This window comes from Sphingomonas sp. 2R-10, assembly GCF_030062225.1.
Classification (GTDB): Bacteria; Pseudomonadota; Alphaproteobacteria; order Sphingomonadales; family Sphingomonadaceae; genus Sphingomonas.
On sequence record NZ_JASCXF010000005.1, the window covers coordinates 58,755 to 83,058 of the forward strand.

The following is a 24,304-nucleotide window of genomic DNA, read 5'->3' on the forward strand; positions in this document are numbered from 1 at the left end:
GGATCGATACTCAGCGCGCCGGGTGCTTCGGCGACCGATGCCCGCACCGACGCCCTCAGTGCCGGTGTTCGCGGCGCAGGCGGTAGCGGCCATCGGCATAATCGTCGAACAAGCCATCGATCGCCGGGTGATCGACCGGCTCCTCGCTGTCGTCCACAATCAGATTCTGCTGGCTGACATAGGCGACATAGCTCGCTTCCGCATTTTCGGCGAGCAGGTGATAGAAGGGCTGGTCCTTGCGCGGGCGGGCCTCCATCGGGATCGATTCGTACCATTCGTCGCTGTTGGCGAAGACCGGATCGATATCGAACACGACGCCGCGAAAATCGAACAGGCGATGGCGCACGACCTCACCGATCGCGAAACGGGCATGGGCGACCGGCGGCAGCGGCGTGCCGAGGTCGAGCGGGTTGGCGGACAATGCCTTCATGCCGAATAATCTAGGGTCGATGTGCGATTGCAGCAAGGAGGCACTTGCAAGTCCCGAAACCATGGGCTAACGGACCGCCCTCGCCGACAAACGTGCCGCATTCGACCACGGCACGGTGCGAGAAACCTCTGCGGAGAGGTGGCAGAGTGGTCGATTGTACCGCACTCGAAATGCGGCGTGCCTTTACGGGTACCGAGGGTTCGAATCCCTCCCTCTCCGCCACTTCAGTCCCAAGCTGGGCACGCCGATTGCCGCCGATTTTCCGCTGGAAACGGCCGAAAGCGTGCGGAGCAGCTCTCCCTTCGATCCCATGATGCGAACTTCCGCTTCTCCGACCTCGACCCGTTGAGCGAATGCGCGCAGGTGATCCCGCCGATAGCCGCCCCCGTCGAGCCTGAGCCGCTGGCGTGCCACATCGGCAAAACGTCGCACCGCGGTGGGCGTCACTGCCTGATTGCCGGAGCTTTCGAGCATGGCCTGCGCGCGCTCGGCATCGACCTGCGCCTGGTCGCGGAGCGCTTTCAGACCGGTGATGCGGTCTTTCAGCGCCGGGTCGGACAGATCGGCAACACCTGATTCGATCGCGTCATAGAGGCGTTTGAGGCGAAGGTCGGTCTCGGCCGCCCGGCGGTTCAACTCGCCGATATGCTCCTGCCGGCGTTCGGCCCGCTCACTGCGCCGGTCGAGGACCGAGGCCAGCACCTCCTCAAGCCGGTCGGGCTGGAGCAAGCGGCCCTCGATATGGCTGGCGACGATGGTGTCGAGCTTCTCCATCGGGATCGAGCGGCCCGAGCAACCGGTCTCGCCCTGCCGCGCCCTGATCGAGCAGGTGTAGTAGCGATAGCGCCCGCCCTTGCCGGTGCGGATCGTCATGGCTCCCCCACACTTTTCGCAGAAGCAGATGCCCGTCAGTAGGGTCGGCCCGCTGACGACGCGCGGCGGCGTGACCTTGGGATTGCGCGCCTTCAGATGCGCCTGAACGGCGTCGAAGGTTTCGAGGTCGATCAGCGGCGGCACGGGCACCGTGACGATCTCGCTGATCGGCTTTAGTTCCTTGGTCTTGGATCGCTTGTTGAACTCGTGCTCGCCGATATAGGTGCGCCGCGTCAGGATGCGGTGAAGCTGGCCGATGCCCCATCGGCCGCCGTCGCGAGTGAAGATGCGGCGCGCGTTCAGGTGGCTGACGATCGCCTTGACGCCCATTGGGCCGGAGGTGCCGTTGCCCTCCAGCGCCAGCCGGTAGATCAGCCGTACCGTATCAGCGTGCAGCGGATCGATCTCCAGCTTCTTCTTGGCCTTGGCACCGCGCTGCTCGGCTGCGACGATGCGATAGCCGATTGGCGGCAATGCGCCGTTCCAGAAGCCCTGCCGGGCGTTCTCCTTCAAGGCGCGCATGACGTGCTTGCCGTTCTCCTTGGACTGATACTCGTCGAACAGCGCCATGATCTGACGCATCATGACGTGCATCGGATCGTCGCCCATCTCCTGGGTGATCGAGATCAGCTTGACGCCGTTCTTGGCCAGCTTGCGGACATAGAACTCCAGCTCGAAGTGGTCGCGGAAGAAGCGGCTGAACGAGTGAACGACGACGATATCGAAGGGCGCGGGCTTGGACGTGCCCGCCTCGATCATGCGCTGAAATTCGGGGCGGCGATCGTTGGTCGCGGATGCGCCCGGCTCGACGAAGGTGTCGATGAGCTGGTAGCCGCGCGACAGGCAGTAGGCCTCGCCCTGGCGTTTCTGGTCGGGGATCGAGACATCGTGCTCGGCCTGCCGGGTCGTCGAGACGCGGAGGTAGAGAGCCGCGCGGGTGGCGACCACGGGCGTTTCTTTATTCATGGTCGGTCTCCTTGCTGCGGGGTGGTTGACGACTCGGTCCGGTCAACGCCAGTTCCAGCACGACGCGATCGTGAATGAGTTTGGGTGCGAGCTTGCGGCCATCGCGCTCCATGCGGATCAAGCCGTAGCTGATCATGGTTTTGAGGGTACGCGAGAGGTTGGACTTGGCCCGATCGGTCAGCGCCGCCAGTTCGTCGAGCGAGTCCGGCGACCGTTCTGCGATGATGCGCAGCATCTCCCGATTGGGAGCTGAAAGGATACGTGCGAACGACTCGGTCGAGGCGAACCACACTTTGGGATCGCTCTCCTTCGGCGTCTCCTCGCCACGAGCGATCCGCAACGTGCGAGCCTTCATCTCCTCGGGATCGGCGATGCCGACCTTCAGCGTCGTCATGGCGTATTGCCTCCGTCTGGCACCCGCCGGGCCGGACCAAGGTCTTCGACGGCGGGCCGGAAAATCACCGCCTATAGTTATCATTACAAAGTAACTATTTCAATCGAAAATGTACCCGGACGGGCCTCGCCGTAGGCGCTTCCAGCCTACTGGGACGGCCCGAACAGCTCGTCCAGGATATCGCCGAACCATGCCTCGAACAGGTCGATCTCGGCCTCCGTCACCGGCACGCGCTGGGGCCAGTCGTCGGTGACGGTCCAGGTTTCGACATCGTGCTTCGGCGGACGGCCGATGCGTGGTGTCGGCGTCTCGATGTCGTCCAGCGGAATGTAGTCGTAGAGGTCGTCGGGCAGGATGCCGGACACGACATTGAGACGGCGCTGCGGGCGATCAGCGGCGCGCCGGGACATGGGAATCGCAGTCTGTGAGATGACCAACCGTAACGACACTCGATCCTTCGCCCTGACGCCGCGCAATTCTTCCAGCATGTGCGGATCGCGTGCCTGTGAAGATGGCGCGCAGCAATACCTCGATCGGGTTTCGCGATCGGTCCGGCGAGGATCGGCGGGCGTCGGCATCATGATGGCCCGCCCCCACTTCCCGTTATGGTCCGCCTCGCCTTCGCAAACGCGCGATCGGTGGCGATGAACCGCTCCAGCATCGGCACGATGAGGCGGACGGGATCGGTTGGCGGGTGGCCGGTCTCGCGGCCCAGCACGTCGGCATAGGCGGTGAGATCCCGGTGCAGGTCGGCGGGCAGTTCGACCGTCACCTTCACCGGCTTGGTCTCAGTGATGGGGCCGAGCTTCAGCTTGGTCATGGCGTGGCTCCATAGGGTTCGAGCACAAGATCGCGGGTGACGATGACCCGGACCGGAAAACCTGCCCGGATGGTGAGGGTCGGCTGGACGTTGAGCTGGCGGCGGACGATCTGCTGGCCGGCGTCGTTGATGGTGTCCTGCGCGCCGTCGCGGATGGCGCCGATCACGCGGTCGTTCTGGTCGGTCGCGAGTTCAGCGCCGACGCCGAGCAGGGTCGAGAGCGCTGCGGCCTTCGCCAGATCCCACCAGTGATAATCGACGCCATCCTCCAGGCTTGCAAAACCTTCGACGTCGGCACCCGGCTGGCGCTCCAGCACGATCGAGCGGCCGTTCGGCAGGATGAGCCGGTTCCAGACCAGAAGGACGCGGCGCTGGCCGAAGCCGACGCCATTGTCATACTGGCCGATCAGCCGTGTACCTTGCGGCACGAGCAGGATGCGACCGGTCGGACTGTCGTAGACGTTCTCCGTCACCTGGGCGGTGATCTGGCCGGGCAGATCGGAACGGATACTGCCAGGACACCGACGCCATGTAGGTCCGCTCGGTCGAGCGCAGTTCCATGTGATAGGTGCGCAGGTTGGTGTTGATGATGAGGTTGGTCATCAGGTCGGCGCGGGTCGGCTTGACCAGGATATGGACCTGTTGGGTCGCGCCGGAGCCGCTGAGCGTATCGCCGATGATCCAGCGCACGGTGTCGCCAGCGGCAACGGGTCCGGAGCCGACCAGCGTCTCACCCGGTTGAAGCGCGATATCGGTGATCTGGCCGACGGCGGTATAGACCTGATAGAGCGCGCCGCCGGTATAGGGATAGACCTGCATGGCGTTGATGAAGCCGTCGCGCACCGGTTGGATGCGGGCGGCGGCATTGGCCTGATTGACGCGGGCGGCGGGATCGGTCTGTTCGGGGGTGCGGCGCGCTTCGTCCACCGGTTTCATCTGGCCGGGCAACGGCAAGGGTCGTGGCAGTTCGACGACGGTGACGGGCGATGGCGCATCGACCGTCTGTACGGCAGGTATGGCGTCGTCGTAGGCGATCTCGGGCGGCTTCTTCATCGTGGCGCAGCCGGCGAGCATCGTGGCGGAGAGCAACAGAACCGCGAATGCGGCTCTACACTTCGGCGCTTTTGCGGGAATACGGTTCGCCGGATGTCCGGCGGTCAGTTGAGACGGCCGGATCATTGTCCAAGCTCCTTCGACCAGTTGATGGCGTTGACGTAGATGCCGAGCGGATTGGCCCGGAGTTTTTCGGCGTCGCGCGGGGCGACGACGGCGATGGTGAGGATGGCGGTCCAGCGTTCGATGGAAGCGAGACTGCCGTCCTGATAACGGCGCTCGACCCACGCGACGCGGAAGCTGTCGGGGGACGCCCGGATGACGGACGACACCTCGACGGCGATCTGCTGCTTGCCGACTTTGGTGAAGGGGTCGTTGACGCGGGCAGCGTCACGTCGATGACGATCAGCGTCGTGGCGATGAAGGCGACCTCGCCCGACAGCAGGCCGAAGCCGCTATCGATGTAGCGGGTGAAGACGGCCAGGAACTGGTCGATGACGCCGGTGCCGCCCATGGTCAGCGGTCCTCGTCCGGGAGCATGGCCGGCGCGGTCTCCTTGATGACGGGATCGTCGTTGGTGATGGCGGGCGATGCGGCCTGTGGGGCCGCAGACTGCCGCTGCCGATCGAGGCCGAGGAAGCGGTCGCGGCTTTCGGCCCAGACGCGCAGACATTCGGTGTCCCGCGCACCGGCTTCGCCGAGGCGCTGGCAGCGGCGCTGCCCCTCGCGCAGCGGATCGGGGGCAGACGGCGCGACCATCGGCGCGACCGGGTTGGCCGGTGTCCCAACCGTTCAAGCGTTCCGTCCTTGGACAGTATGAACTCCACGGCATCGATGACGCTGGATTTGCCGCTGCCATTGGGCGCAAAAATCGCCAAGCATCGCTTCTTGCTGAAATCGAAAGTCTTCGGCTGGAGATAGGCCCGGAACCCGGTCAGGCTCAACGACTGGAAATAACACGGATCAGCCATTGACCACCTCCACCTTCGGCGGGTCCGCTCGCTCGGAAGCGAGTTTCACAATGGCGTCCTTCGCTTGGGCGACCGCGTTTGTCGCCGGAGCGGCTTTAAGAATGTGCGTGGTCAAGATAGCCGCGAGGTCGGTATCGACGCCGTCCTTTGCCTTCAACCTCTCTCCCAAGGCCTTGAGGAACGCATCCGGCGTCTCCAACGGCTTTGCTTCACCATCCATGATCGATCCCCCAATTATAGTTGTTTTCGACTCTACGTTGAGATCTCTCCGAAGAGAATACTGACCCGCAATTAATCGTTATGATTGAAGGGGGAAAGCGTTCCCCTGAGGTGGAGCCACGGTCTCGCCCGACCCCTTCTGCGGGGACACCCCGCAACGCCCCGAGGCGATACGGCGATCAGTGTTCATGGGCTTCATCATCGAAGATCTCACACTGATCCGGTTTTTCTCCCGGCTCCCGCTTACGCTCACGCCGGGCGGGTTGCTTGGGGACGCCGCCCCCTGGCGCGGTCAAGGGTGAAGCGCGCCGCGCCGCGCCGGCCGGGGTGGTCTCCCCGACCTTCCGCGCGGATGCGATGTTCAGCACATCCGCTATGACGGACATCCGCTTGTGCAGGTCGGGTGATCCCCCTCCACCCCGGCCGCCCTGGCCCTTGCACCCCCCGGTCTCGCCGACGGGCAGGGTTTCAGCGCGGCGCTTCGCTGCGCGAAACCCAAGCCCATAGGAGAAGGTGACTCTCGATGAGGAGGGCTTGCTTGATTTTGCTCGGCGGCCCGTCGATTTTCTAAAAGACGTGCTGCGCAATCTCGATCGGGGCGAAGCGGCCGCAGTCGCACTAATTTTCATGCACGGCGGGCAACTCGCGTCACCGATTGAGAATGACGACCGTATAGCGTTGATCACGGAACTTCTGGGCGTCACCGCCGCCGAAATCCGGCTCGCACTCGATTCACTTCGCGGCAGCCTTGCCCTGCTCGTCGATACAACAGAGGGGCCAAAATGGACCTTCAAGCATCCGACGATTGGCGATGCCTATGCTGCACTCGTCGCCAATTCACCCGAACTGACCGAAATATACCTGCGCGGCGCGAAATTCGAACGGCTGCTTGAGGAGGTCGTGTGCGGCGGGGTGGAGTTGCGTGGCGCAAGCGTTCGCGTCGGCCCGTCGCTGTATCCAGCGCTTCTCAATCGTTTGCTCGTCCATCCCATTGACTACCGCATACGTTATTTTGTCGGGCAGCGCTGCGACGCTGCATTCTTGCGGCTGGTGGTAGACCAAGTACCCGATATTCTTGATCTCCGTCCGGGCGCGTTCATGGCTTACTCGTCTGAAAACCGACTACTGGCGAAACTGCATCAGGCGAAACTTTTACCTGACGAGAAGCGCAGTGGCCTCGTAGAACACATTATCGATACGACCCTTACGATCTCCGATGGCGGTGTTTTCCGTGACGAGTCTTTGCGTTCGCTCCTGACGGATGCCGAATTTGAAAGTCTTCTCGCACGAGTGAAGGGGGAAGTTATTGGTCAACTCGACACCCACATTTCTGATTGGAAATCGAATTGCGGTGATAGCGACCCGGATAGTCACTTCGATGAGTTATCGAGCTTACTGGGCGGTATCGAGGACGCGCTTCAGATTGACGACTCCGACCGCGCTAAGATCGATAGTGGGAGAATCGCGATAGGAAAAGCAATTGAGGATCTGAATGAAGCCCGCGAGCCTGACATTGAAGATCGAGTAGAAACACCCGTCGGCCGAGCCGCCAGCGCACGCTCCAACATTCAGTCAATCTTCGACGACGTTGATCGCTGACGAGAACCGTGTCCGGCGTTATTCTGGCAAGGCTTGGCGGATGCACATTCGTGCCAAATAATTTCATCGCAATCGGCTTCGGCGAACGCCACCTTGGTATCAGCGGTGAACAACGCTCATGCCATGTCGCTCTGAATCCCGCCGTCCAGGATTTGGCTGACAGGCGCGATCAGGAGGCCGTCCTTTCCAACAAGCGAAAGATCGCCGATGCGTTCTTGCTGTCTCGGCACAAGGGTTTGTCCTTGGAGGTATGAGGAGAACATCTCTTCATCCAGGCCGACGAAACGAACGAGGCCTGGATCGGGAAGGAGTTTCGACAATTCGTTGGCCTGGTCGAGGTCAAGATCGAGCAGCCCAAACGGCGTAATCACCACACCCGAGAAATGGCGCTTCTGATCATCGCCCTGTACCCGCACGCGCCGACGCGGCGTCAGGATTTTTCCATCCTCTCCGTCGGGCTTCAACAATCCGAGACCAATCGCCGTCTGTGCGACATGGGTGCGAGCAACGGCTTGGACCAAGTCTTCGATCTCGCCCGGCGTCAGCGGCTCACCTTCCGTTTCGGGGTCGAGCACATAGAGATAGGGATCGCGCGACGGTGACGCCAAACCCCACCGGGACATGACGGCCCAACCTTTCACGCTTTTGGAGCGCCAGCGCGGACCGCGAACAGTCGGTCCGCGCTTTTGCACGCGAACACCCATAATTTGTCCCTCTGCGGTCTTAATCGGACCGGGCTTACCGCCGCGCGTGGCATTCCCCTTTTGATGCGAGCCTTTTGCCTCGCCAATGGCGAGTTCGCCTGGCCTGGCGCATATCCAGTCGGGCATTTCTGTGAGCGAGCGCGGTTTCCGGCTGACGCGCCAGTTTGGCGAGAGGCGGAAGTTGTCGCCATCGATGGCGGCGAACCAGACGAAATCATGGTTTAGTTGAAGATAGGCCCGCGCGAAGAAGCGGCCGAAGAGAGCGGAGAAAGCACGGCGCATTTCCGTACCGCGACCTGGCCCCTGTTCGCGCCAGACGAGATTAGTGCCCGGTTCAAGCAGATCTTCGAGGAATGCGAATAGCGAAGTGGCTCGTGGCGCGGTCTGAAGAATTTCATTCCATGCGCATCGCGCGACATCGTCCATATCGAAGGACATCTGGCTCATGGGGCGCCCGCTTGGCATCCGCAGATGGGCAGGGCACGCGCTTGGAGGATCGATTATGTAGCGTTGGGATCTCGTGCTCATCGTAGGCGGGCCTATAAAAACGAATGCACGGTCAACGCGCCTGCGACGCTGGAGCCGACCCATTTCTCAGCGTCCGCAGCCTTGAGGTCGATCGCATCGGTTTCATAGTTGACGCAAACGAGCGTCTGGACGGTCGGCTCGTCGAGCTGTGTCAACGCCTCCACGAGACGGCGCTTGTTGTCGCTATCCAGGCCTAAAAACAGGCTGGAATCCACAATGATCATCCAGGGGGTCGGCCTTGGGTCTGCCCGGATCATTCGGAGAAGGACGTCGAATAGCGCGAAGCTATGTTCGGAACCAGCCAATCCTCCCGTCTCATAAAAGAAGTCACTGCCGGCCGAGCGGACCTCCGCGCGATACTCGCCGATCCGGCGAATTCGCGATCCGAAGGTGGAGCTACAGAACAACTCTTCACGCAGCGCGTCCCAGACCTGATCCTCGCTCAACCCAAGCTGAGGCGCGAGCGCGCGCAGATCGCGGCGAAACGGGTCTTTGATCCGATTGGGTTTTAGATTTTGACTATCCAAATATACGATGTTGAACAATGATCGGGGCCAGTGCGCCGCCACGTTCCCGTTCACCTCTACATGAAGCCGGGTTTGATGGAATTTCGGTACGTGCTTGAGGCCCACAGGCTCCTCGCTGAGCCGCACTGTTGTTCTCGCACCGTTCACGGAGACGGCCGCCTCGATCATCATTAACGGGGAGCCAGCCCCGAACAAGCGCCAGCGCTTGCGGAAATTCTCGAAGTTCACGCCGCCTGCAAAGGCCGCGATGCTCTCGCAAAGGCTCGATTTCCCGGAACTGTTCAGGCCAAAGACGACATTATGCCGACCAAGGGAAATGCTGGTCCGCTCACGAAACGGGCCGATATTCTCGATCGAGACGTTGGTAATCCCGTGCTTAAGCAAACTGTCGGCGCTGGCGATGCGCGCGAAGATCCATTCTTGGTGTTGCGATTTCCAGCGCTTCAGGTCGACGTCGGTATGCCGGCTGGCATTGTCATCGATCTGTTTTCCATGGAGCTGGCACATCCAGATGCCGTTCGCCTCACTCGCCCGTTCTTCAGGGGTGAGGCTGCCGTCGTAGCGCGGCCCTCCTAACGAGGCGGCGGTGATGTGCGCGCCGACTCCGACCATCGTCAGGCCTGACTTGCGATCGTCGGACGGTCCAATCGTTAGTTGTCGGCAATCGGGGTAGGAGCAGATGTATCCGGCGCGTTGCGCCATCAACCGGAGCGTCGGTTTCGTGAAATCGTCGCGCGTACTTGTCGAGGTCATACTGGCCCCGATGCACGCAGCGGATTGATGACAACTACCCCGGCGAAATCCTTCTCATTGTCGGTGACGACAGTGCAGCCGTGGGCTTCGGCGACGGCGGCGATGATCGTGTCGAGCGCGCTGCGTGGCCGACCCTTCGACTTTCCCTCCGCCATCAGCCGCGCCCAGATCAGGCCGGCGTTTTCGTCGAAGGGGAGTATGCGGCCATTGAACAGGGCCTGCGGCCCCTCCGGGCCAGAGAACCACGCCTCAAGCTGATCGCGGCGCTTGCCCGCCGGCTTCTCCAGAACCCCTCGACGGATTTCGGCGACGGTAAGCGAGGCGATGAAAAGGTCTTCGTCGTTTTGCTCGCTCATCCAAGCGAGCAAGGATTCCGACGGAGCCGGTTTTGCGATGTCGCTGATGATGTTGGTGTCGAGCAGGTAGCGCATCAGATTTCCACGGCTCGGCCTTCTTCACGAACACGGATGAGATCGAGTTCCGCGCCCACAAGAGGGGACCGTCGCAGCGCAGCCAGAATCCTACCCTTCTTCGGCGGTTCGCCACCAATGGTCTGGGTGACTGCCTCGCGGAGGCGCGCCGCCTCTGGACCGTCTTCGGCCAAGCGACGAGCCAGGGACCGTATCAGATCGCGATCCGCATCTCTGGCCAGCACTTCGAAACGCGCCAGACCGCGCTCGCTCAAACGAGATCGATAGTTTTGAATGGCGCGTTTTTGCGAACTGCCCATGGCGACCTCCTGGATATTTCCAGTAATATAGCCGCACGACGAGAATCCTTCAAGGATTCTCTGAAAGGTGCCGCCGCTTGAAGCCCAAGGAACCGCAAAGCCGATCGGATAACAGGCCAATTCCGGCCCGTGTAGCGATCGTCCCCGCAATCAAGCACGAGGATTGCGGTATTAGAGGGCTATAGCGTAGACGTAGTGCTCATCATCGTCGGGCGCGGCCCGCCACCGTTTCCCCGCTATCGCCCGCTCTGGCTGCACAAACACCCTCGATTACCGTAGCCGTTTCATAGTCGTGGCAGCGCCTTTGGTCGGACTGCCCGGTCATGGCGTTGTGACCCACGTTGCCGACCGCGCTGTATGTCGGCGACCGGATTGTCTATCGTGTCACCGGATGAATGATCGGATCGCGCCTTGCCAAACGGACACGCCGGGTCGGGACCGGCCGGTATGAGCGGCTCCACGTCTGCCTACATCACCGCGTCGGGACAGCATCTGCCGGGGCCGCCGGTCGGCAACGACGCCATGGCCGATCATATCGGCGTACTGACCGACGCGGGACGGCGCGCGGGACGGCTGTTCCTGCGCGGCAACGGCATCCGCACCCGCCATTATGCGATACGGCCCGACGGTACGACCGACTGGACGCTGGCGACGCTGGGCGCGGCGGCGCTCGACGACCTGTTCGCGCGCGCCGAGGCCGACCGGCGCGCGATCGGCTTCCTCGCCACCGCCACCACGCAGAACGACCTGCTGGTGCCCGGCCTCGCCAGTGGCGTCCATGCCGAGAGCGGCCTGCCGCCGATCGAGATCGCCAGTCTGCAAAGCGTATGTGCCAGCGCGATGATGGCGCTGAAATATGCCATGCTCCAGGTACGGGCGGGCGAGCATCGCGCCGCGCTGGCGTTGGGCGCGGAGTTCTCCAGCCGCTATTTCCGCCCCGGCCAGTATGCCGACACCGCCACGCCCGATGCCGCCGGCGACCTGCCGGCCGATGCGGAGTTCCTGCGCTGGACGCTCAGCGACGGTGCCGCGGGTGTACTGGTGGAGGATCGGCCGGCGGCATGCGGCCTGTCGCTCCGGATCGACTGGGTGTCCCTGCGATCCTTTGCCGATCGTTTCGGCCCGTGCATGACCGGCGGCGCGATGCGCGGCCCGGACGGGTCGCCGGTGCCGTGGAGCCACGCCGCGTCGATCGGCGATGCCGCACGCGCCGGCGCGTTCCAGTTGCGGCAGGATGTCGAGGCGCTGCACCGGATGCTGCCCGTCTGGCTCGGCGAGCTGATGCGTCTGGTGGACGAAGGGCGCGTCGATATCGCGCGCGTCGACCACTTCCTGTGCCACTTCTCCGCGCGCGGCCTGCGCGACCAGATGGTGCGCCTCGCCACGCGCGCCGGGTGCATGATCGCGGAGGAACGCTGGTTCACCAACCTGTACGACAAGGGCAATGTCGGTGCCGCGTCGCTGTTCCTGCTGATCGACGACCTGCTGCGGTCCGGGCGGCTGTCGCCGGGCGAGCGCGTGCTGTGCGCGGTGCCCGAGAGCGGACAATGCGTGATGGGATATGCGATGATGACGGTGGTGGAGGGACGATGACGCAGGACGGGACTTGGCCACAGGTCGCCACGCGCGGGCTGGCGCGGGTGTGGATCGATTTCGAAAGCGCGCTGGCGCAGGTGCCGGTGATCGCGCGCCTGCTGTCCGGGCGGCTGCGGGTCGAGGACTATCGCAGCCTGCTGTTCAACCTGCGCCAGCAGGTGGTCGACGGCGGACGCTGGATCAGCCGGACGGCATCGAACCTCGCCGACGAGGATCTGCGTTCGCTCATCATCCGCCACGCCGCTGCCGAGCATCGCGACTATCGCTTGCTGGAGGACAATTACGTCGCGGCAGGCGGCGACCGCGAGGCGATCCGTGGCGGCGAGAAGAACATCGGGTCGCAGGCGCTGTCCGCCTTCATGTTCCACGCCGCGTCGCAGGCGGAGCCGGTGGGCATGCTGGGCGCGATGTTCGTGATCGAGGGGCTGGGCCAGCGGCTGGCCAGGCCATGGGCGGCGATGATCCGCGAACAGACCGGACTGGGCGACGATGCGGTCAGCTTCCTCGCCTATCACGGCGAGAATGACGAGGATCACATGGCGATGTTCGACCACGCGCTGACGATCGCGGTCACCGATGCGTCGCGCGCCGCCGAGGTGGTGCGCCATGCGAAGGTGGTGGCGCGGTTGTACCGGCTGCAACTCGAAGAGCTGGACAATGTCTGAGCGACCGACACCGCCCGACCCGCTGACGCTGGAGAGCTGGGACCGGCGCGATCCCGATCCGTGGCTGGCGCTGATGCTCGACCGGTCGCTGCCGATCGATCCGGCGGCCAAGCTGGCGCTGATCCGCGACCAGAGCTCGCGCAGCCGTCAGTTCCTGCTCCCGCTGGTCCGCCCGTTCGCGCGGCTGTGGATCATCGTGGCGCAACTGGTGCACACCGTCAGCCCGCGCTGGCCGCACGCGCCGCGGCTGCTGCACGCCAGCATCGCGTTCGGGATGAAGCGTTTCCTGACACCCGACGCCAACCGGCTGATCCTGCGGCACTTCCATCTGGGATCGCAGATCCTGCGCTTCATCGCCGACAACGCGACCCCCGGCTTCCGCCCCGAATTGGCGCCGATGAGTCCCAGGCGGATCGACGACGTGCGCGACAACCTGTTTCTCAACCATGACCTCAACATCTACAATTTCCTGATCGCGCTCAACGCCGAGCTGGAACGGCGCGGAACGGCGATCGGACGGGTCGAGCGGCTCGACTTCTCCGCGATCGAGGACGAGGTCGCACTGGAGCCGCTGCCCGCCGGGCGGCTGAACGTGATCGACCTGCAAACCGCGATCGAACTCTACACGCCCGCCTATGCGATGCTGCTGACCGACCGCGACTTCTGGCGGGCGACCAACTCGCTGCAACTCGACGAGACGATCGGCCTCTACGCTGCGCGGATCACCGGGCAGGAGCAGCATCTGGCGATGGTCGTCAACGGCCACCCGCTGATCCCCTATTCCACGCTGCGCGCCGGTTTCCGGCTGGTCCTGCATGGCCTGTCTACCGAACTGCTCCACGGCTTCCTGCGCGAACTGAAGGCGCGGCAGGAGGGCTGATCGTCGTCGTCCGGCGTCCTCTTATCGGTCGCGCGGCACGCTCGTCGCGCAGGAGGCAAGCCATCCACGATCTGCGTCGGACAGCGGAAGCCGGCTGGCCGACACGCGTTCCATGCCCGATCCGTTGGGCCCGTTGCAGCCCGCAGGATCGTCGACCAGGTGCCCCTTGCAGACATGAAGTGTCCGGTCATAGCTGGTCCAGCCGACGTTCTTCACACCTTCGGGAGCCTGACCTGCACAGAAGCTGTCCGTTTCCGGCCCGGGATCGCCGCAGATCCGATCGAAGTGCACGCGATTGCCGGTTGCCGTGCCGGTGAGACGATGGGTGTAATACGCGTTGGTCGCGAAGTCCTGACGAACGGCGCACGCGCGCAAGCCCTTCTGCGCCATGGCGATCCACGCACAAACCGACGCATCGCGATAGGTCTCGCAGCGCTGCCAGCTTGCGGAGAATGGCTGCCCGGTCCTGCCATGCGGCATCGCCGTGCCGGCGGCCCCGCATAGAACGGCAACGAACGCGATCGCGGTGCGCATGAAGGCTCCTCCCGACGCCAAGCGCCAAATCGTCGAGCGAGCGTCAAGGCGATCCATCGGCGGCCATCCGGTAGCCGCGACGGGCATGCTTTGCGTTGACGCTTCTTGCTCTGGATCATATCTCACATATCGACGGACGTGGAAAATCCTCGGGGGGTTATGTCAAAACGCTTGATATCGATGACCGTGCTGGTCGGTGCGGCCATGTCCCTCTCCGCGACGGCACATGCCGAGCGGGCGCACCGCATCGAGGCGCCCTATGATCCCGCTGCGCACGAAATTCGGGACGGCGACAACGTCATTCAGGGCAACGCCTTGATTCCTCTAAGCGACGGGGATGCGGTGACTTGTCGTGGGCAAAGCGTCTTCCTCGTGCCCGTGACACCCTACACAACCGAGCGGATGATGGTGGCGTTCGACAGTGATCGCCAGGGTTTTCGGGACGTCAGAATAAAGCGTGGCCTGCATATCGCCGGTTTCGGGAAGAGCACGAGGGAACCCTTTCCTCCCTTCGAACCCAGGAACGATCACTATCAACAGTCCGCGGGACGCGACACCCGCTGCGATTCGAGGGGCGATTTCCAGTTCTCGGGCGTGGCCGACGGAGACTATTTCGTCACCACGGTCATCACTTGGCAGCATTACGGACGCATTCCGGACGGAGGTTCGCTGATGAGGCGGGTTTCTCTTCGTGGCGGCCGGACCACGCGCGTGGTGCTCGCACCGTAGGGGATCGCGGGCACGTCGTTAACGGAAAGGTCGCGACCACGGTGCCAGCATCGGGTTCGCGGCGGTCGGAACCATCAGGGAAAGGCATCGATGCGCACGGCAATCATCATGGCCATCGTTTCCGCGACGGCGACAACTCCCCTTCCGGCGCAACCGCGCGCGCTGTTCGAGATCGTCGACGTCGACCGCGACGCTGTTCCGGCCGGGACGCCGGCGGCGTTCGAAACCGTATTCGCTGCGCCCTCGATCCGGACCGATGCGATCCGCCGGATCGATGGCGAGACGTTCACCTTCGTCCCTCTCGCGCTGATCCCGATATCGCCGACCCGCGTCGCGCTGGTCAGTACCGCCGCCAACGAATGCACCGCCCCGCAATGCGCCGGGCGCACGTCCGTCCACTATCTCGACCATGACGAAGGACGACCGAGCTATCCATATCAGGCGGCCGGCGAGTGGCTGGACGCGGGCGTGAAGACTACGGCGGGACGACCGGTGGCACGCTGGGGCCACACCGACGCAATCACCGCCGTGCCCGTGCTCTACACGGAGGCGCCAACACGGGCGCCGGGGAGCGCCTGCACCATGGCGGTCCTGACCGAGCTTGCGCCCGCGGGTCCGGTCGAGATCGCCCGCTTCCCGGTCCGCCGCGGGGATGGCGGATCGGCGGCGCTGGCTGGCCGCATCGTCGCTGCCGAAAAGGGCCGCAGCTTCACTCTGGCCTATACCGGCGCACAGGCATTCGACGAAACCTATGTCCGCGGTGATGGGGGCCGCTATCGTCCCGTCGCTGCATCGCGAGTGTCGGGGTGCTGAACCGGACGACGATCCTGTCGCTCACCTGCGCGCTGCTGGTCGCTCCGGCATCGATCGCCATGCTTCCGCAACGCGCGATGGCGACCGGCGTCCTTTCGCCTGAGCAAGAAGCGGGTCGCTCGCCTGCGCGGGCATTGTTCGCGTCGCTCGCCGTGCCGATGGTGCGGATGGAAAGGCTGGTCGCGATCGGACAACTGTGCCGCAGCCTGAACGAGGAAACGGCGGCGCTGATCGTCGAGCGGGCGAGCGCTGAAGTGCTCGAAGCGCGACGGGAACTCGGCGGCGGGGATCTTGCCTGGGCCGATACCTATCTGGAGGCTCTGCGCGCGGGCGCGTTCCGGTCGGCGCGACTTTCCGATGTCGCCGATGATCCGTCCTGCCGCCGCTTCGCAGAACCCGGCGGAACGCTGACGAAGCTTCTGACCTGGACCGACGAGCCGCAACAAGTGTCGCCAGGAATCGCTGCCAGCCCCCGGACGACGCCGTGACACCGAACGGCAAGGCATGGCTGGCCAGCGGTGCGCTCGGCCTGCTCGTCGGCTGGACGATGCAGGGCGTGGTCTCGATCGTCCTGCCCGCCCTCTTCGGCAACGCGCTGGCGGAGACGGCATTGATCTTGACGCCGTGGCTTCTGACGATCGCCGCGGCGCTCCTCCTGCGGCGCGCGGGCGACATGCGCCGGCGGTGCGGATGGGGCCTGACGGCGGCGGGGATCGGCTGCCTGCTCGGCGTTTTGCTGGTGCTGCTGGACGCCGGAATGCCGGAAATGCTGTTGCGCGACAACACGGAGCGGGGGTCGACGGGCGTGGTGCTGATCCTGGTGCTGGCGCTGCCGTTCCTGGTGGCGGGTGTCGTGATGTCGGTCGTCGGCGTGAGGCTGCTTCGCCGCAGGCCGGGCGTTCCGGTCGATGATCGGCCTCCATCCTCACACGCAGGGAATCGATGATGAAGACCCACGCCGCAGCCCTCGTGTTGGCCGCATCCCTGACGACGACCGCCTGCGATGCCGCACCGGCGGGAGGGAAGAAGGACGGGCGACCTCAGGCGATGGCCCCGACTTCTACCTCACCGGCGCGACCGCTCGCGACGGACGCACCTCCGCCGACAGCGCGGGACATCTTGCGCGCCGGCTGGGACGGAGCGGAGAACGGGCGCTACGATGCGGATCGCAAGGTCTACGTCGATTCCGAACCGGGGGACGGGACCAATGAGACCGGTGTCTGGCACAGACTTCCCTTCACATCGGGCGGACGCAGCTATTTCACCGGTTTCACCGCCATGACCCAGGTGGAGGCTGCCGAAGCGCACGGGGCCCGCAAGCCCGTTTCACTGGGCCAGGCAACCTTCGTGCTGGAAGACGGTCGGTGGCGGGCGGTCGACAGCGGCTTCGTCGGCGAACTGGCGGTGAACGCCTCCGGCAATCCCGCCCGAATCGACATGGACCAGTCGGGCCTGCCGCCGCCCCACAGGGTCGAGGACGGGCGGATGCTGTTCGCGCTTCGCTTGAGCGACTTCGCGCAGGGCACGACACTTGGAAGCCACGCCGTCCTGCTGTTCGACCCCCGCGGTATGAAGCGGAGCGAGGCCCGCAAGCGAGACTATCCGAACGGCGGCTGGTCACTGGTCGCGGTGCTGCCGACCGGATCGGACAACGCTGCTGCCTGCGACGGCGGGGCGGTCATGACCTGCGCGGCGGACCGGGGAACGATCCGCTTCGAGGCGGCGGGAACGGACCTGCCCGATATTCGCGTACGGCGTGCCGGCACCGAGATCGTCGCGCCCGGCAAGGTCCGTCATCTGGGACCGGATAACACCGTGCTGTACCGCTACGATACGGCACGCGACGAGTATGTCGTTCGACGCGAGCGGTAGGCCGGTTTTTTCGTCAATCCGCGCAGACGGGCACGGGGGACATCGACATGGCGCCCCCGCTCAGGTTCGCAGTCGTCCGCATTTCCAGTCGGGTACGACTGCACGGACGGCCGTTGCGATCCGTGACCTGCTTGCGCGCTTTGCCGGCGGCGGGTCGTTCTGTCCTTTCCGCACGGGCGACGCGCGTATCGTCGCACACGCCGTCGGCGATGAGCTTCATGCGAAAGCGCCTGCCCTGTTCGTTCACCCAGGCATCGGCGCTGGCGCGGCCATCGGCCCGCGCGCGGCGGACATACTCCGCTTCCATGCGCCGCCGCTCCGCGATCGGCAGCGCGTCCGCCGAGCATTCGCGCGATGCGGAACGGCGCCGGTCGGAACGGACGCCGTTACGACGCTCGGTTTCCCGGACCGCAAGCGACATGGCCGACTGGCCGAGCAGTCCGTTGCTCCAGATCGGCACGTCCACCATCGGTACCTGTGCTGCGGCGGGCGTCGCCAGCAGCATCGGGGACATGACGAGAAGATGACGGATCATCGACTTACTCCTTGTGGTCTGGAAATGTTCGAGCAGTTCGACGATGAACATGGCATGTCTCTCACGCGAAAGGTGACAACTCGTCGCGTTTCTTGCGCATTCCATCCGCTTTCGGGGCATCCGCATTGCCTTGAAGGTCTGGTGCCTGCTGTGATCGCGGTCATGAACGGTGAACGATGATCCGGCACGCGATGTCCACGACCGCGGCAGCGATCCTGCTGGCCGGCTGTTCCCCGGACGCCGGCAACGACGAGGCGGTCGACAGGAACGCCGTCGCCCCGCTGTTCTCCGCGGGCTTCGACGATGCCGCCGTCAGCGCGCCAGCAACGAAGGCGGCCGAGTCGGCAGGGGGCGTACTGTCCTATCGCTTCGATCCGGCGATCCGGCGTCAGATCGCGCGCGGCCTCGCCGATCATCGCAACCGCAATTTCTCGCTGCGCCACGCCATTCCCGATCCCGACGGCTTCCTGCGGTCCGGTGATGCGGCGACGATAGCCGATCGCGCACTGGAGTCGCTGGGGCTGCCGCTCCACAGCGTTGATGGCGCAACCGTGCTGCTGTTCGGGCTGGCGTGGGAACTGGCAAACGCCAGGCCGCTGACGCCGGACGACCAGCGCGCATTGCTGGCGCAGATCGGCGAGCGGTTCGCCGATCACGCGCTGCACCGCGAGGACGACGCGGATCGCCAGCGCGAGGCCGAGATGCGCCTGATGACGGCCGGGATGTGGCTGGAGGAAGCGCGACTGCGGCACGGAGATGCGGCGGCGCTGCGCGAATTGTCCGACGCGGTGCAGCGCGACATGCTGCGCCAGAGCGGCAACGACATGCGCGCGCACCGGATCGGCGCGCAGGGTTTCACCGAGCGGTGAGCGGATGATGGATGCGAGCCGGCAAGCAACATCGGAGGCGACGATCGTCGCGGAGGTGGTCGCAGGCGTCGCCGACCTGACCGATGGCGAATGGGGCAATCGCGCGTGGTTGCACCTGTTCCTCGATATCGAGGTGGGCGATGGCGGGCGCACCAGCAGTATCTGCTTCTCCCTCGCGCATCGCCCAGGCGGCCCGGTGGAGCGCCTCGCCTTCCGGCTTCCCGCGACCGCAAAACGGATGTTCGCAACGCTCTCGGACGACATGGCGGGCACGGGCAGCCGCTGGACGTCGGCTCGACTGACCGTCGAGCGCGATGGCCGCTACGCCATCGACTATCGCTACGATCCGCCGTTCCGGTTGGGCGGACAGCTGATTGACCGGCGGTTCGAGGGTTATCTGGACCGCTGGCTGGAGAGCGAGGCAGGCGCGCCCTTCCGCGAACCGGCGCGACCGTGGTGGCGCCGGTGGACGGGATGACGGGGCATCGGGGGAATCAGCTGCTGCAACGGCCGACCAGGCGATCGACCCGCAACAGCGGCCGGTCGTCCTCACCCGCGATCAGGCGACCTTCAACCGCGACGCAGCCGCGCGCCTCCCAGATGCGCGCGATCTCGCGCCGCGCCGCCGCGTTGCCGATCATCGGCGGGGGTGGCGCGGTGCCGCTGGTGTCGGCCATCAGCAGCCGGTCGCGCACGGCGTGCCCGCGCGCGTCGGGAATGAATACTCCGCGCGTCGGACAGGGCAGTCTGGCGCAGCGGATGCCGGTCGCACCGACATGGATGATGCCCGCACGCGCGTCCGGCGATCCGGCGACGAAAGGCGGTGCGGCCTGTACCAGGAGCGCGATCAGGATGGCAGGCGGCATGGTCGGAACTCCGGACGGGGATCGTGCGACTATGATAAGGTCGCCGGCGAAGGGAAAGGACATCCGGTGACGCGATTGGGTACATGGCTCGCGGCGGGCGCGACGTTGCTGGGCGTGGGCGGCTGTGCCGGTGGACAGGCCGCGACGAACGCGGCGATGGCCCTTGCCGAGGCGCATCATCCCGGCCGGCTGGAACCGTTCGCGACCCGCCGGCTGAAGGATCGCTACCGCGTCATTCTGGCGATCCGGGGCGATCCGGTCACGCGTATCGCGTTCGATATGGATGCAGACCCCGCCACCTGCCGCCTCGGGTCACCCTGCGACCGGCGTTTTCTGCGCGCCTACGATCACGGGGTTCTCGCCGGCGACAAGGTCAACGCACTTGACGCCGCGCTGCGCGATTGCGGGATCAAGGCGCTCGGCATCGAGGGAGGCGATGTCGTCGTCGATTTCCGCACCGTGATTGAACTGGACTTGCCGACGGACGACCAGCAATCAGTGCTGGACCGTCTGACGCCCTGCATCGCCGCCTTCCGACGTGGCCTGTCTGCGCAGGCTCCGGATGCGACACGCGCGTTGCGGCTGCGCATCCTCGCACCCGATCCGGCACGCGCCTCGGTGCCGCTGCGTTTCGAGATACCGGCCGAAGCAGGGGAAGCGGCGGTCCCGAGCTTCCTCATCGGACTGGCCGCATCGGACGCCGCCGTGTCGGCGGCGATGTTGCGGCTCGATCCCGACTGGCTGCGACGCAGCGGCGTGCGCAACCGGCTCGCCCGGATCGCGCAGTCGGCACTGGACGATGCACCGGGCGGCGGCACGGTACCGCCGGTCGTCGTTGCATGGGGAACCAAACTGGACGCGCGCAGGCTCGATACGATCCGGACGTACATCCTCGCATGCAGCGGCCCGCGACGAGCCGGGACGGGAGCCTGTCGTGCCGATCTCGCCGTCCGGATGCGCTACGACCTCGATCGCAATGCCGCGTCGGAGATCGCGGTGACAGGCGACATCCGCGACGAACGGGGCGGCGTCTTTCTGCCCGAACTGCCGGGACGATGAAACCGCCTCAGGTGACGGCAGGCTGATTGTCACCGCGCTCGGAAGAGGGGTTTAGCGGGCTATGGCGTAGACATAGTGCTTATCGGGGTCCGGTGCGGCCCGCCACCTACCGAAATCTCCATGGTGGATTTAGCCTGTGAGCGGCCCGAGGCCGACCCTCGTAAGTCGACGGCATGATAATTCCGGACAGGAGCAGATCGGCCGGATGATGCGCCACGATCCGCCGCCCTGGAAGGCCGCGCCAACCGCCGCGATCATTGACGCCACACGCTGCGCCCGACACCCGCATGCGACGAGCGCGCACTCTATGCCGGGACCGGGCGCAGGAAGGGAGCGAAGATCCACATGCCTGTCGATGCGCCGGGGCGAGATCGGTGATGCCGCAACCGGCACTCAGCCGCTGCAGCGTGACCCAGTTGCGGACGCTCTCGCGGACTTTTCGCTCGCCATTCCGCCATTCGTTCATAGCGTCCTTGGCGGGTCACCCGCAGTTCGGGTCGAACGGGCATGGCCGTCAGGGCAAGTCCGGACCCCGCAACGGATCGATCACCAGCAACAGGCGACGATCGCCGGTGGCGACGATCGGCGGTGACCGGTGCAGCACGCTCGGCGGATCGAGCAGCATGCGACCCTTGAACACGCCCACCGCGCCGGTCGGCACCTCGCAGATTGCGTCGGGCGCCCGCGCACGGCACCACTGCGTTCCCGGTCCGACATAGCTGCACAGGAGCCGCAGCGTGACGAAATCGGCATGAAAGCGCCGGCATGCGTCGGTTTCGACGACGTCGAGGCGGATACGTAGCCGATCCTCGCCGGTAAGCGCGGCGTGACGACGCACCAGCAGGCCGATATCGGCGGCGAGCAAGGCGGCAACGGCATCGGGATAGCCCGCCGCGCGCAGGGTCGCGTCGAGCGGCGCCCCCGCGTCGAGATCGAGCGACACGTCGTCCACGGTAGCGAGGTCCAGCGCGGCAAGTGCTGTCCGCAGCGCATCCGGCAGCGATCGCCACCAGATCGCCAGCGCGGCAGCGGGCCGGGCGATCGCATCGAGCGAGGCCCGGTCGTAGCCGAACGCCACGACGTCGTCGAGCATCGCCAGCGTCATTCGGCCGCCTCCAGCAGGCGATCGCCCCATGCCGGAAACGGATCGCGCAAACCTGTCCATAGCGTCGGCGCGAAGGCGGCAGCGGGGACGAGGCAGCCATCGAGCCGGCGACGAATGCGTGCCTCGTCCATGCCGATACCGATGAAGACGAGCTCCTGTCGCCGGTCGCCCCAGACCGGGTCCCAGTGTTTCGCGACGAACTGTTCGAACCGGCCATCGTCGGGCCAATGGTGCTTCGGCAGCGCTGCCCACCATTTGCCCATGCGCGACGTCATCGTCTGACTGCCGGCCACCGCCAGTTCGCCGACATGGTCAGGCCGGGTCGCCAGCCAGAAATGCCCCTTGGCACGCACGACGTGATCGAGCCCGCCATCGGTGAGGAAGGCATGGAACCTTGCCGGATCGAACGGGCGGCGGGCACGATAGACGAAGCTCTCGATCCCGTATTCCTCGCTTTCGGGCTGGTGACGGGCATAGCCGTACAGTTCCTTCGCCCAGAGCGGATGGCGTGCCGCCTTCTCCTCGTCGAACAGGCCGGTCGCGAGGACGCGGTCCAGCGGTACGCGCGCATGATCCGCCGCCACGATCACCGCATCGGCATTCAGGCTGGCGACCAGCTTCTTTACGACCGCGAGCTGGTCCGCCGATGCCGACGACGCCTTGTTGACGATCACGACATCGGCGAACTCGATCTGTTCGACGAGCAGCCCGACGAGACTGCGGGTATCGTCGTCCCCCAGCGTCTCGCCGCGATCGGCGAGAAAGTCCTGGCTGGAATAGTCGGCGAGCAGGTTCACGGCGTCGACCACCGTCACCATCGTATCGAGGCGGGCGACATCACCGAGCGAGACGCCGCCTTCGTCCCGGAACGAAAAGGTCGTCGCGACGGGCAGCGGTTCGGAGATGCCGGTACTCTCGATCACCAGATAGTCGAACCGTCCGGTTTCGGCGAGCGTGCGCACTTCCGCGAGCAGGTCGTCGCGCAACGTGCAGCAGATGCAGCCATTGGTCATTTCGACCAGCGCCTCGTCCGATCGCGACAATGCCGCTTCGCCACCCCGCACGAGGTCGGCATCGATATTGACCTCGCTCATGTCGTTGACGATCACCGCCACCCGACGGCCTTCGCGATTGGCGAGGATGTGGTTGAGCAGCGTCGTCTTGCCCGCCCCCAGAAAGCCGGAAAGGACGGTGACGGGCAGGCGGCGATCGGGGTTGGCAGAGGGGGTCATGGCGACTCTCGAATTGATACGTTACAACATACCATAACTATGCAGATCAATGTGTGTCCAGTGGTGCCGGTCGCCCATACCGCTACCGGGACGGTTCACATCGCCGCCGCCCCCTGTCGGCGTGGCCGGCGGCGGGACATGGCGTAACGATGTTATCCTGGAGTTTCATTGATCCGCATGGAAACGTCACCCCAGCGAAGGCTGGGGTCTCCATCGGCGCCTGCTGCGCGCTGCCACCGGGAGATCCCAGCCTTCGCTGGGATGACGTCCGTTTCAATATGAGTGGATCGAACTCCAGTACCTGCGGTTGGAAGCGTCGGGCCATAGTCGGTCGGCCCGTCCCCCTTGGCATAATTGCCGGTACGGGACAGGCGCTCCGGATTGCCGGACCACCTGCCCCTGCGCCACGTCAGGGTTGATACGGCAGCGACGACTGGTGCAGGACGATCCGCACCTTGCCATCGTCGCATTCCTTGAACACGAAGCTCTTGTTGACGAAGATATGGCTATCGTCACTACCGATGAAATGGACGTTGCACTGGACCAGCGCCATATCGCCGTGCAGGATATGGTCGAGCTTGTTGTACCAGACCTTGACCCATGGCTTCAGCTTGAAGCCCTTGTCATCGGGAAACTCCTCGTTCCCGCCGACGAAATAGGAAAGCGCACCGTCCTTGGTTGGCCGGAACGTGTGCGCTCCAAAGGTGAGCGTTGGCTTGAACAGCACCTTACCCTGGTCATAGTCGTAATTGTCGCTGAGAACCTGCGAGGCGAAGGCACGGACGTCGCCGCCATCGGCGTATACCTTGCCGACGGCGACCACATTGTCGCACCAGCGTTGCAGGGACTGGTGTACCATCTCTTCGGTGAACATCGTTTTCGCTTCCCGCTGTCAGAATATCGTCGGTCGGATACCGCCATGCACTCGGCCCGGCAGTATCTTCCGCCGATGTATATGTCATGATATTTCATACCATGCACG

The 24,304-nt window shown here is 64.8% G+C and carries 28 protein-coding genes, 1 tRNA gene and 6 pseudogenes; 13 read left to right on the top strand and 22 right to left on the bottom strand.

The window, feature by feature from the left end; translation table 11 throughout:
• Positions 1-55: 55 nt before the first annotated feature.
• On the bottom strand, positions 56-430 hold the full coding sequence (gene hspQ / locus QLH51_RS03545; RefSeq protein ID WP_125655556.1) for a heat shock protein HspQ: 375 nt from the start codon (positions 428-430) through the stop codon (positions 56-58).
• Between the two features lie 132 nt (positions 431-562).
• Between hspQ and QLH51_RS03550 the strand changes: the two genes are divergently transcribed.
• A tRNA-Ser gene (locus QLH51_RS03550) sits at positions 563-652 on the top strand.
• Here QLH51_RS03550 and QLH51_RS03555 read toward each other — a convergent pair.
• The 11 genes and pseudogenes from QLH51_RS03555 to QLH51_RS03605 form a co-directional block, all read right to left on the bottom strand.
• Positions 614-2,269, bottom strand: coding sequence for a recombinase family protein (locus QLH51_RS03555; protein ID WP_125655554.1), 1,656 nt, complete (start codon positions 2,267-2,269; stop codon positions 614-616). The genes QLH51_RS03550 and QLH51_RS03555 overlap by 39 nt on opposite strands.
• Positions 2,262-2,663: an HVO_A0114 family putative DNA-binding protein gene (locus QLH51_RS03560; protein WP_125655552.1), complete on the bottom strand. Its 402-nt coding sequence runs from the start codon at positions 2,661-2,663 to the stop codon at positions 2,262-2,264. The genes QLH51_RS03555 and QLH51_RS03560 overlap by 8 nt, the downstream gene beginning before the upstream one ends.
• Positions 2,664-2,809: 146 nt before the next feature.
• Positions 2,810-3,151 (bottom strand): hypothetical protein, encoded by a 342-nt coding sequence (locus QLH51_RS03565; protein WP_283514228.1) that lies wholly within the window; start codon positions 3,149-3,151, stop codon positions 2,810-2,812.
• A gap of 89 nt (positions 3,152-3,240) precedes the next feature.
• On the bottom strand, positions 3,241-3,483 hold the full coding sequence (locus tag QLH51_RS03570) for a DUF2274 domain-containing protein (RefSeq protein ID WP_125655548.1): 243 nt from the start codon (positions 3,481-3,483) through the stop codon (positions 3,241-3,243).
• A pseudogene (locus tag QLH51_RS03575) lies at positions 3,480-3,992 on the bottom strand (TrbI/VirB10 family protein); the annotation flags it as partial. The gene QLH51_RS03570 and the pseudogene QLH51_RS03575, both read right to left, overlap by 4 nt.
• Positions 3,988-4,662, bottom strand: a pseudogene (locus QLH51_RS03580) (TrbG/VirB9 family P-type conjugative transfer protein); the annotation flags it as partial. The pseudogenes QLH51_RS03580 and QLH51_RS03575, both read right to left, overlap by 5 nt.
• Positions 4,659-4,928 (bottom strand): annotated as a pseudogene (locus QLH51_RS03585) (VirB8/TrbF family protein); the annotation flags it as partial. The pseudogenes QLH51_RS03585 and QLH51_RS03580, both read right to left, overlap by 4 nt.
• Positions 4,916-5,050: pseudogene (locus QLH51_RS03590) on the bottom strand (P-type conjugative transfer protein TrbL); the annotation flags it as partial. The pseudogenes QLH51_RS03590 and QLH51_RS03585, both read right to left, overlap by 13 nt.
• A 2-nt stretch (positions 5,051-5,052) precedes the next feature.
• A pseudogene (trbK-alt, locus tag QLH51_RS03595) lies at positions 5,053-5,298 on the bottom strand (putative entry exclusion protein TrbK-alt); the annotation flags it as partial.
• Positions 5,299-5,402: 104 nt separating this feature from the next.
• Positions 5,403-5,507 (bottom strand): annotated as a pseudogene (locus QLH51_RS19910) (hypothetical protein); the annotation flags it as partial.
• Complete coding sequence (locus QLH51_RS03605; protein WP_125655542.1) at positions 5,500-5,727, bottom strand: hypothetical protein; 228 nt, start codon at positions 5,725-5,727, stop codon at positions 5,500-5,502. The pseudogene QLH51_RS19910 and the gene QLH51_RS03605, both read right to left, overlap by 8 nt.
• A 512-nt stretch (positions 5,728-6,239) precedes the next feature.
• Between QLH51_RS03605 and QLH51_RS03610 the strand changes: the two genes are divergently transcribed.
• Positions 6,240-7,325 carry a hypothetical protein gene (locus QLH51_RS03610; RefSeq protein WP_125655540.1) on the top strand — a complete coding sequence of 362 codons (1,086 nt, stop codon included), beginning with the start codon at positions 6,240-6,242 and terminating at the stop codon, positions 7,323-7,325.
• Between the two features lie 116 nt (positions 7,326-7,441).
• On the opposite strand, the gene QLH51_RS03615 is transcribed toward QLH51_RS03610, so the two are convergent.
• From QLH51_RS03615 to QLH51_RS03630, 4 genes are all read right to left on the bottom strand, one after another.
• Complete coding sequence (locus QLH51_RS03615; RefSeq protein ID WP_125655538.1) at positions 7,442-8,476, bottom strand: hypothetical protein; 1,035 nt, start codon at positions 8,474-8,476, stop codon at positions 7,442-7,444.
• 92 nt (positions 8,477-8,568) lie between these two features.
• Complete coding sequence (locus tag QLH51_RS03620) at positions 8,569-9,837, bottom strand: AAA family ATPase (RefSeq protein WP_125655536.1); 1,269 nt, start codon at positions 9,835-9,837, stop codon at positions 8,569-8,571.
• Positions 9,834-10,268 carry a type II toxin-antitoxin system VapC family toxin gene (locus QLH51_RS03625; protein ID WP_125655534.1) on the bottom strand — a complete coding sequence of 145 codons (435 nt, stop codon included), beginning with the start codon at positions 10,266-10,268 and terminating at the stop codon, positions 9,834-9,836. Before QLH51_RS03625 ends, QLH51_RS03620 begins: the two co-directional genes overlap by 4 nt.
• Positions 10,268-10,687, bottom strand: a complete 420-nt coding sequence (locus QLH51_RS03630) for a hypothetical protein (RefSeq protein WP_206428878.1) — start codon at positions 10,685-10,687, stop codon at positions 10,268-10,270. The genes QLH51_RS03625 and QLH51_RS03630 overlap by 1 nt, the downstream gene beginning before the upstream one ends.
• A 327-nt stretch (positions 10,688-11,014) precedes the next feature.
• Between QLH51_RS03630 and QLH51_RS03635 the strand changes: the two genes are divergently transcribed.
• The 3 genes from QLH51_RS03635 to QLH51_RS03645 are packed head-to-tail and all read left to right on the top strand — an operon-like array spanning position 11,015 to position 13,708.
• The gene (locus tag QLH51_RS03635) at positions 11,015-12,160 is read left to right on the top strand and encodes a 3-oxoacyl-[acyl-carrier-protein] synthase III C-terminal domain-containing protein (protein ID WP_125655532.1); all 1,146 of its coding nucleotides are present in this window, start codon (positions 11,015-11,017) and stop codon (positions 12,158-12,160) included.
• Positions 12,157-12,828 carry an iron-containing redox enzyme family protein gene (locus QLH51_RS03640; RefSeq protein WP_125655530.1) on the top strand — a complete coding sequence of 224 codons (672 nt, stop codon included), beginning with the start codon at positions 12,157-12,159 and terminating at the stop codon, positions 12,826-12,828. Before QLH51_RS03635 ends, QLH51_RS03640 begins: the two co-directional genes overlap by 4 nt.
• A complete protein-coding gene (locus QLH51_RS03645) occupies positions 12,821-13,708 on the top strand; it encodes a DUF6999 family protein (protein WP_125655528.1) in 888 nt (295 codons plus the stop codon). The genes QLH51_RS03640 and QLH51_RS03645 overlap by 8 nt, the downstream gene beginning before the upstream one ends.
• Positions 13,709-13,729: 21 nt before the next feature.
• Here QLH51_RS03645 and QLH51_RS03650 read toward each other — a convergent pair whose 3' ends face one another.
• Positions 13,730-14,242, bottom strand: coding sequence for a hypothetical protein (locus QLH51_RS03650; RefSeq protein WP_125655526.1), 513 nt, complete (start codon positions 14,240-14,242; stop codon positions 13,730-13,732).
• A gap of 180 nt (positions 14,243-14,422) precedes the next feature.
• Here QLH51_RS03650 and QLH51_RS03655 point away from each other — a divergent pair, with 180 nt between their 5' ends.
• The 5 genes from QLH51_RS03655 (at position 14,423) to QLH51_RS03675 (ending at position 17,656) form a co-directional block, all read left to right on the top strand.
• On the top strand, positions 14,423-14,971 hold the full coding sequence (locus QLH51_RS03655; RefSeq protein ID WP_125655524.1) for a hypothetical protein: 549 nt from the start codon (positions 14,423-14,425) through the stop codon (positions 14,969-14,971).
• Positions 14,972-15,079: 108 nt separating this feature from the next.
• Complete coding sequence (locus QLH51_RS03660) at positions 15,080-15,784, top strand: hypothetical protein (RefSeq protein WP_206428877.1); 705 nt, start codon at positions 15,080-15,082, stop codon at positions 15,782-15,784.
• Positions 15,785-15,861: 77 nt separating this feature from the next.
• Entirely contained in the window at positions 15,862-16,272 is a 411-nt protein-coding gene (locus QLH51_RS03665; protein WP_125655520.1) for a hypothetical protein, read from the top strand.
• Entirely contained in the window at positions 16,269-16,730 is a 462-nt protein-coding gene (locus tag QLH51_RS03670) for a hypothetical protein (RefSeq protein WP_125655518.1), read from the top strand. The genes QLH51_RS03665 and QLH51_RS03670 overlap by 4 nt, the downstream gene beginning before the upstream one ends.
• Positions 16,730-17,656, top strand: a complete 927-nt coding sequence (locus QLH51_RS03675; RefSeq protein ID WP_125655516.1) for a hypothetical protein — start codon at positions 16,730-16,732, stop codon at positions 17,654-17,656. The genes QLH51_RS03670 and QLH51_RS03675 overlap by 1 nt, the downstream gene beginning before the upstream one ends.
• Before the next feature lie 13 nt (positions 17,657-17,669).
• Here QLH51_RS03675 and QLH51_RS03680 read toward each other — a convergent pair whose 3' ends face one another.
• Positions 17,670-18,242, bottom strand: a complete 573-nt coding sequence (locus tag QLH51_RS03680; protein ID WP_125655514.1) for a hypothetical protein — start codon at positions 18,240-18,242, stop codon at positions 17,670-17,672.
• A 140-nt stretch (positions 18,243-18,382) separates the two neighbouring features.
• Between QLH51_RS03680 and QLH51_RS03685 the strand changes: the two genes are divergently transcribed.
• Both QLH51_RS03685 and QLH51_RS03690 read left to right on the top strand, forming a co-directional pair.
• On the top strand, positions 18,383-19,060 hold the full coding sequence (locus QLH51_RS03685; RefSeq protein ID WP_164516081.1) for a hypothetical protein: 678 nt from the start codon (positions 18,383-18,385) through the stop codon (positions 19,058-19,060).
• Positions 19,061-19,064: 4 nt separating this feature from the next.
• Entirely contained in the window at positions 19,065-19,538 is a 474-nt protein-coding gene (locus QLH51_RS03690) for a hypothetical protein (RefSeq protein WP_125655510.1), read from the top strand.
• Positions 19,539-19,554: 16 nt separating this feature from the next.
• Here QLH51_RS03690 and QLH51_RS03695 read toward each other — a convergent pair whose 3' ends face one another.
• Entirely contained in the window at positions 19,555-19,926 is a 372-nt protein-coding gene (locus tag QLH51_RS03695; protein ID WP_125655508.1) for a hypothetical protein, read from the bottom strand.
• Between the two features lie 66 nt (positions 19,927-19,992).
• Between QLH51_RS03695 and QLH51_RS03700 the strand changes: the two genes are divergently transcribed.
• On the top strand, positions 19,993-20,985 hold the full coding sequence (locus QLH51_RS03700) for a hypothetical protein (RefSeq protein ID WP_125655506.1): 993 nt from the start codon (positions 19,993-19,995) through the stop codon (positions 20,983-20,985).
• A gap of 514 nt (positions 20,986-21,499) precedes the next feature.
• On the opposite strand, the gene QLH51_RS03705 is transcribed toward QLH51_RS03700, so the two are convergent.
• The 3 genes from QLH51_RS03705 to QLH51_RS03715 all read right to left on the bottom strand — a co-directional run bounded on the left by QLH51_RS03705 (position 21,500) and on the right by QLH51_RS03715 (position 24,181).
• Positions 21,500-22,090 (bottom strand): DUF1826 domain-containing protein, encoded by a 591-nt coding sequence (locus QLH51_RS03705; protein WP_125655504.1) that lies wholly within the window; start codon positions 22,088-22,090, stop codon positions 21,500-21,502.
• On the bottom strand, positions 22,087-23,322 hold the full coding sequence (locus QLH51_RS03710; protein ID WP_125655502.1) for a GTP-binding protein: 1,236 nt from the start codon (positions 23,320-23,322) through the stop codon (positions 22,087-22,089). Before QLH51_RS03710 ends, QLH51_RS03705 begins: the two co-directional genes overlap by 4 nt.
• Positions 23,323-23,731: 409 nt before the next feature.
• On the bottom strand, positions 23,732-24,181 hold the full coding sequence (locus QLH51_RS03715; RefSeq protein WP_206428876.1) for a hypothetical protein: 450 nt from the start codon (positions 24,179-24,181) through the stop codon (positions 23,732-23,734).
• Positions 24,182-24,304: the final 123 nt, after the last annotated feature.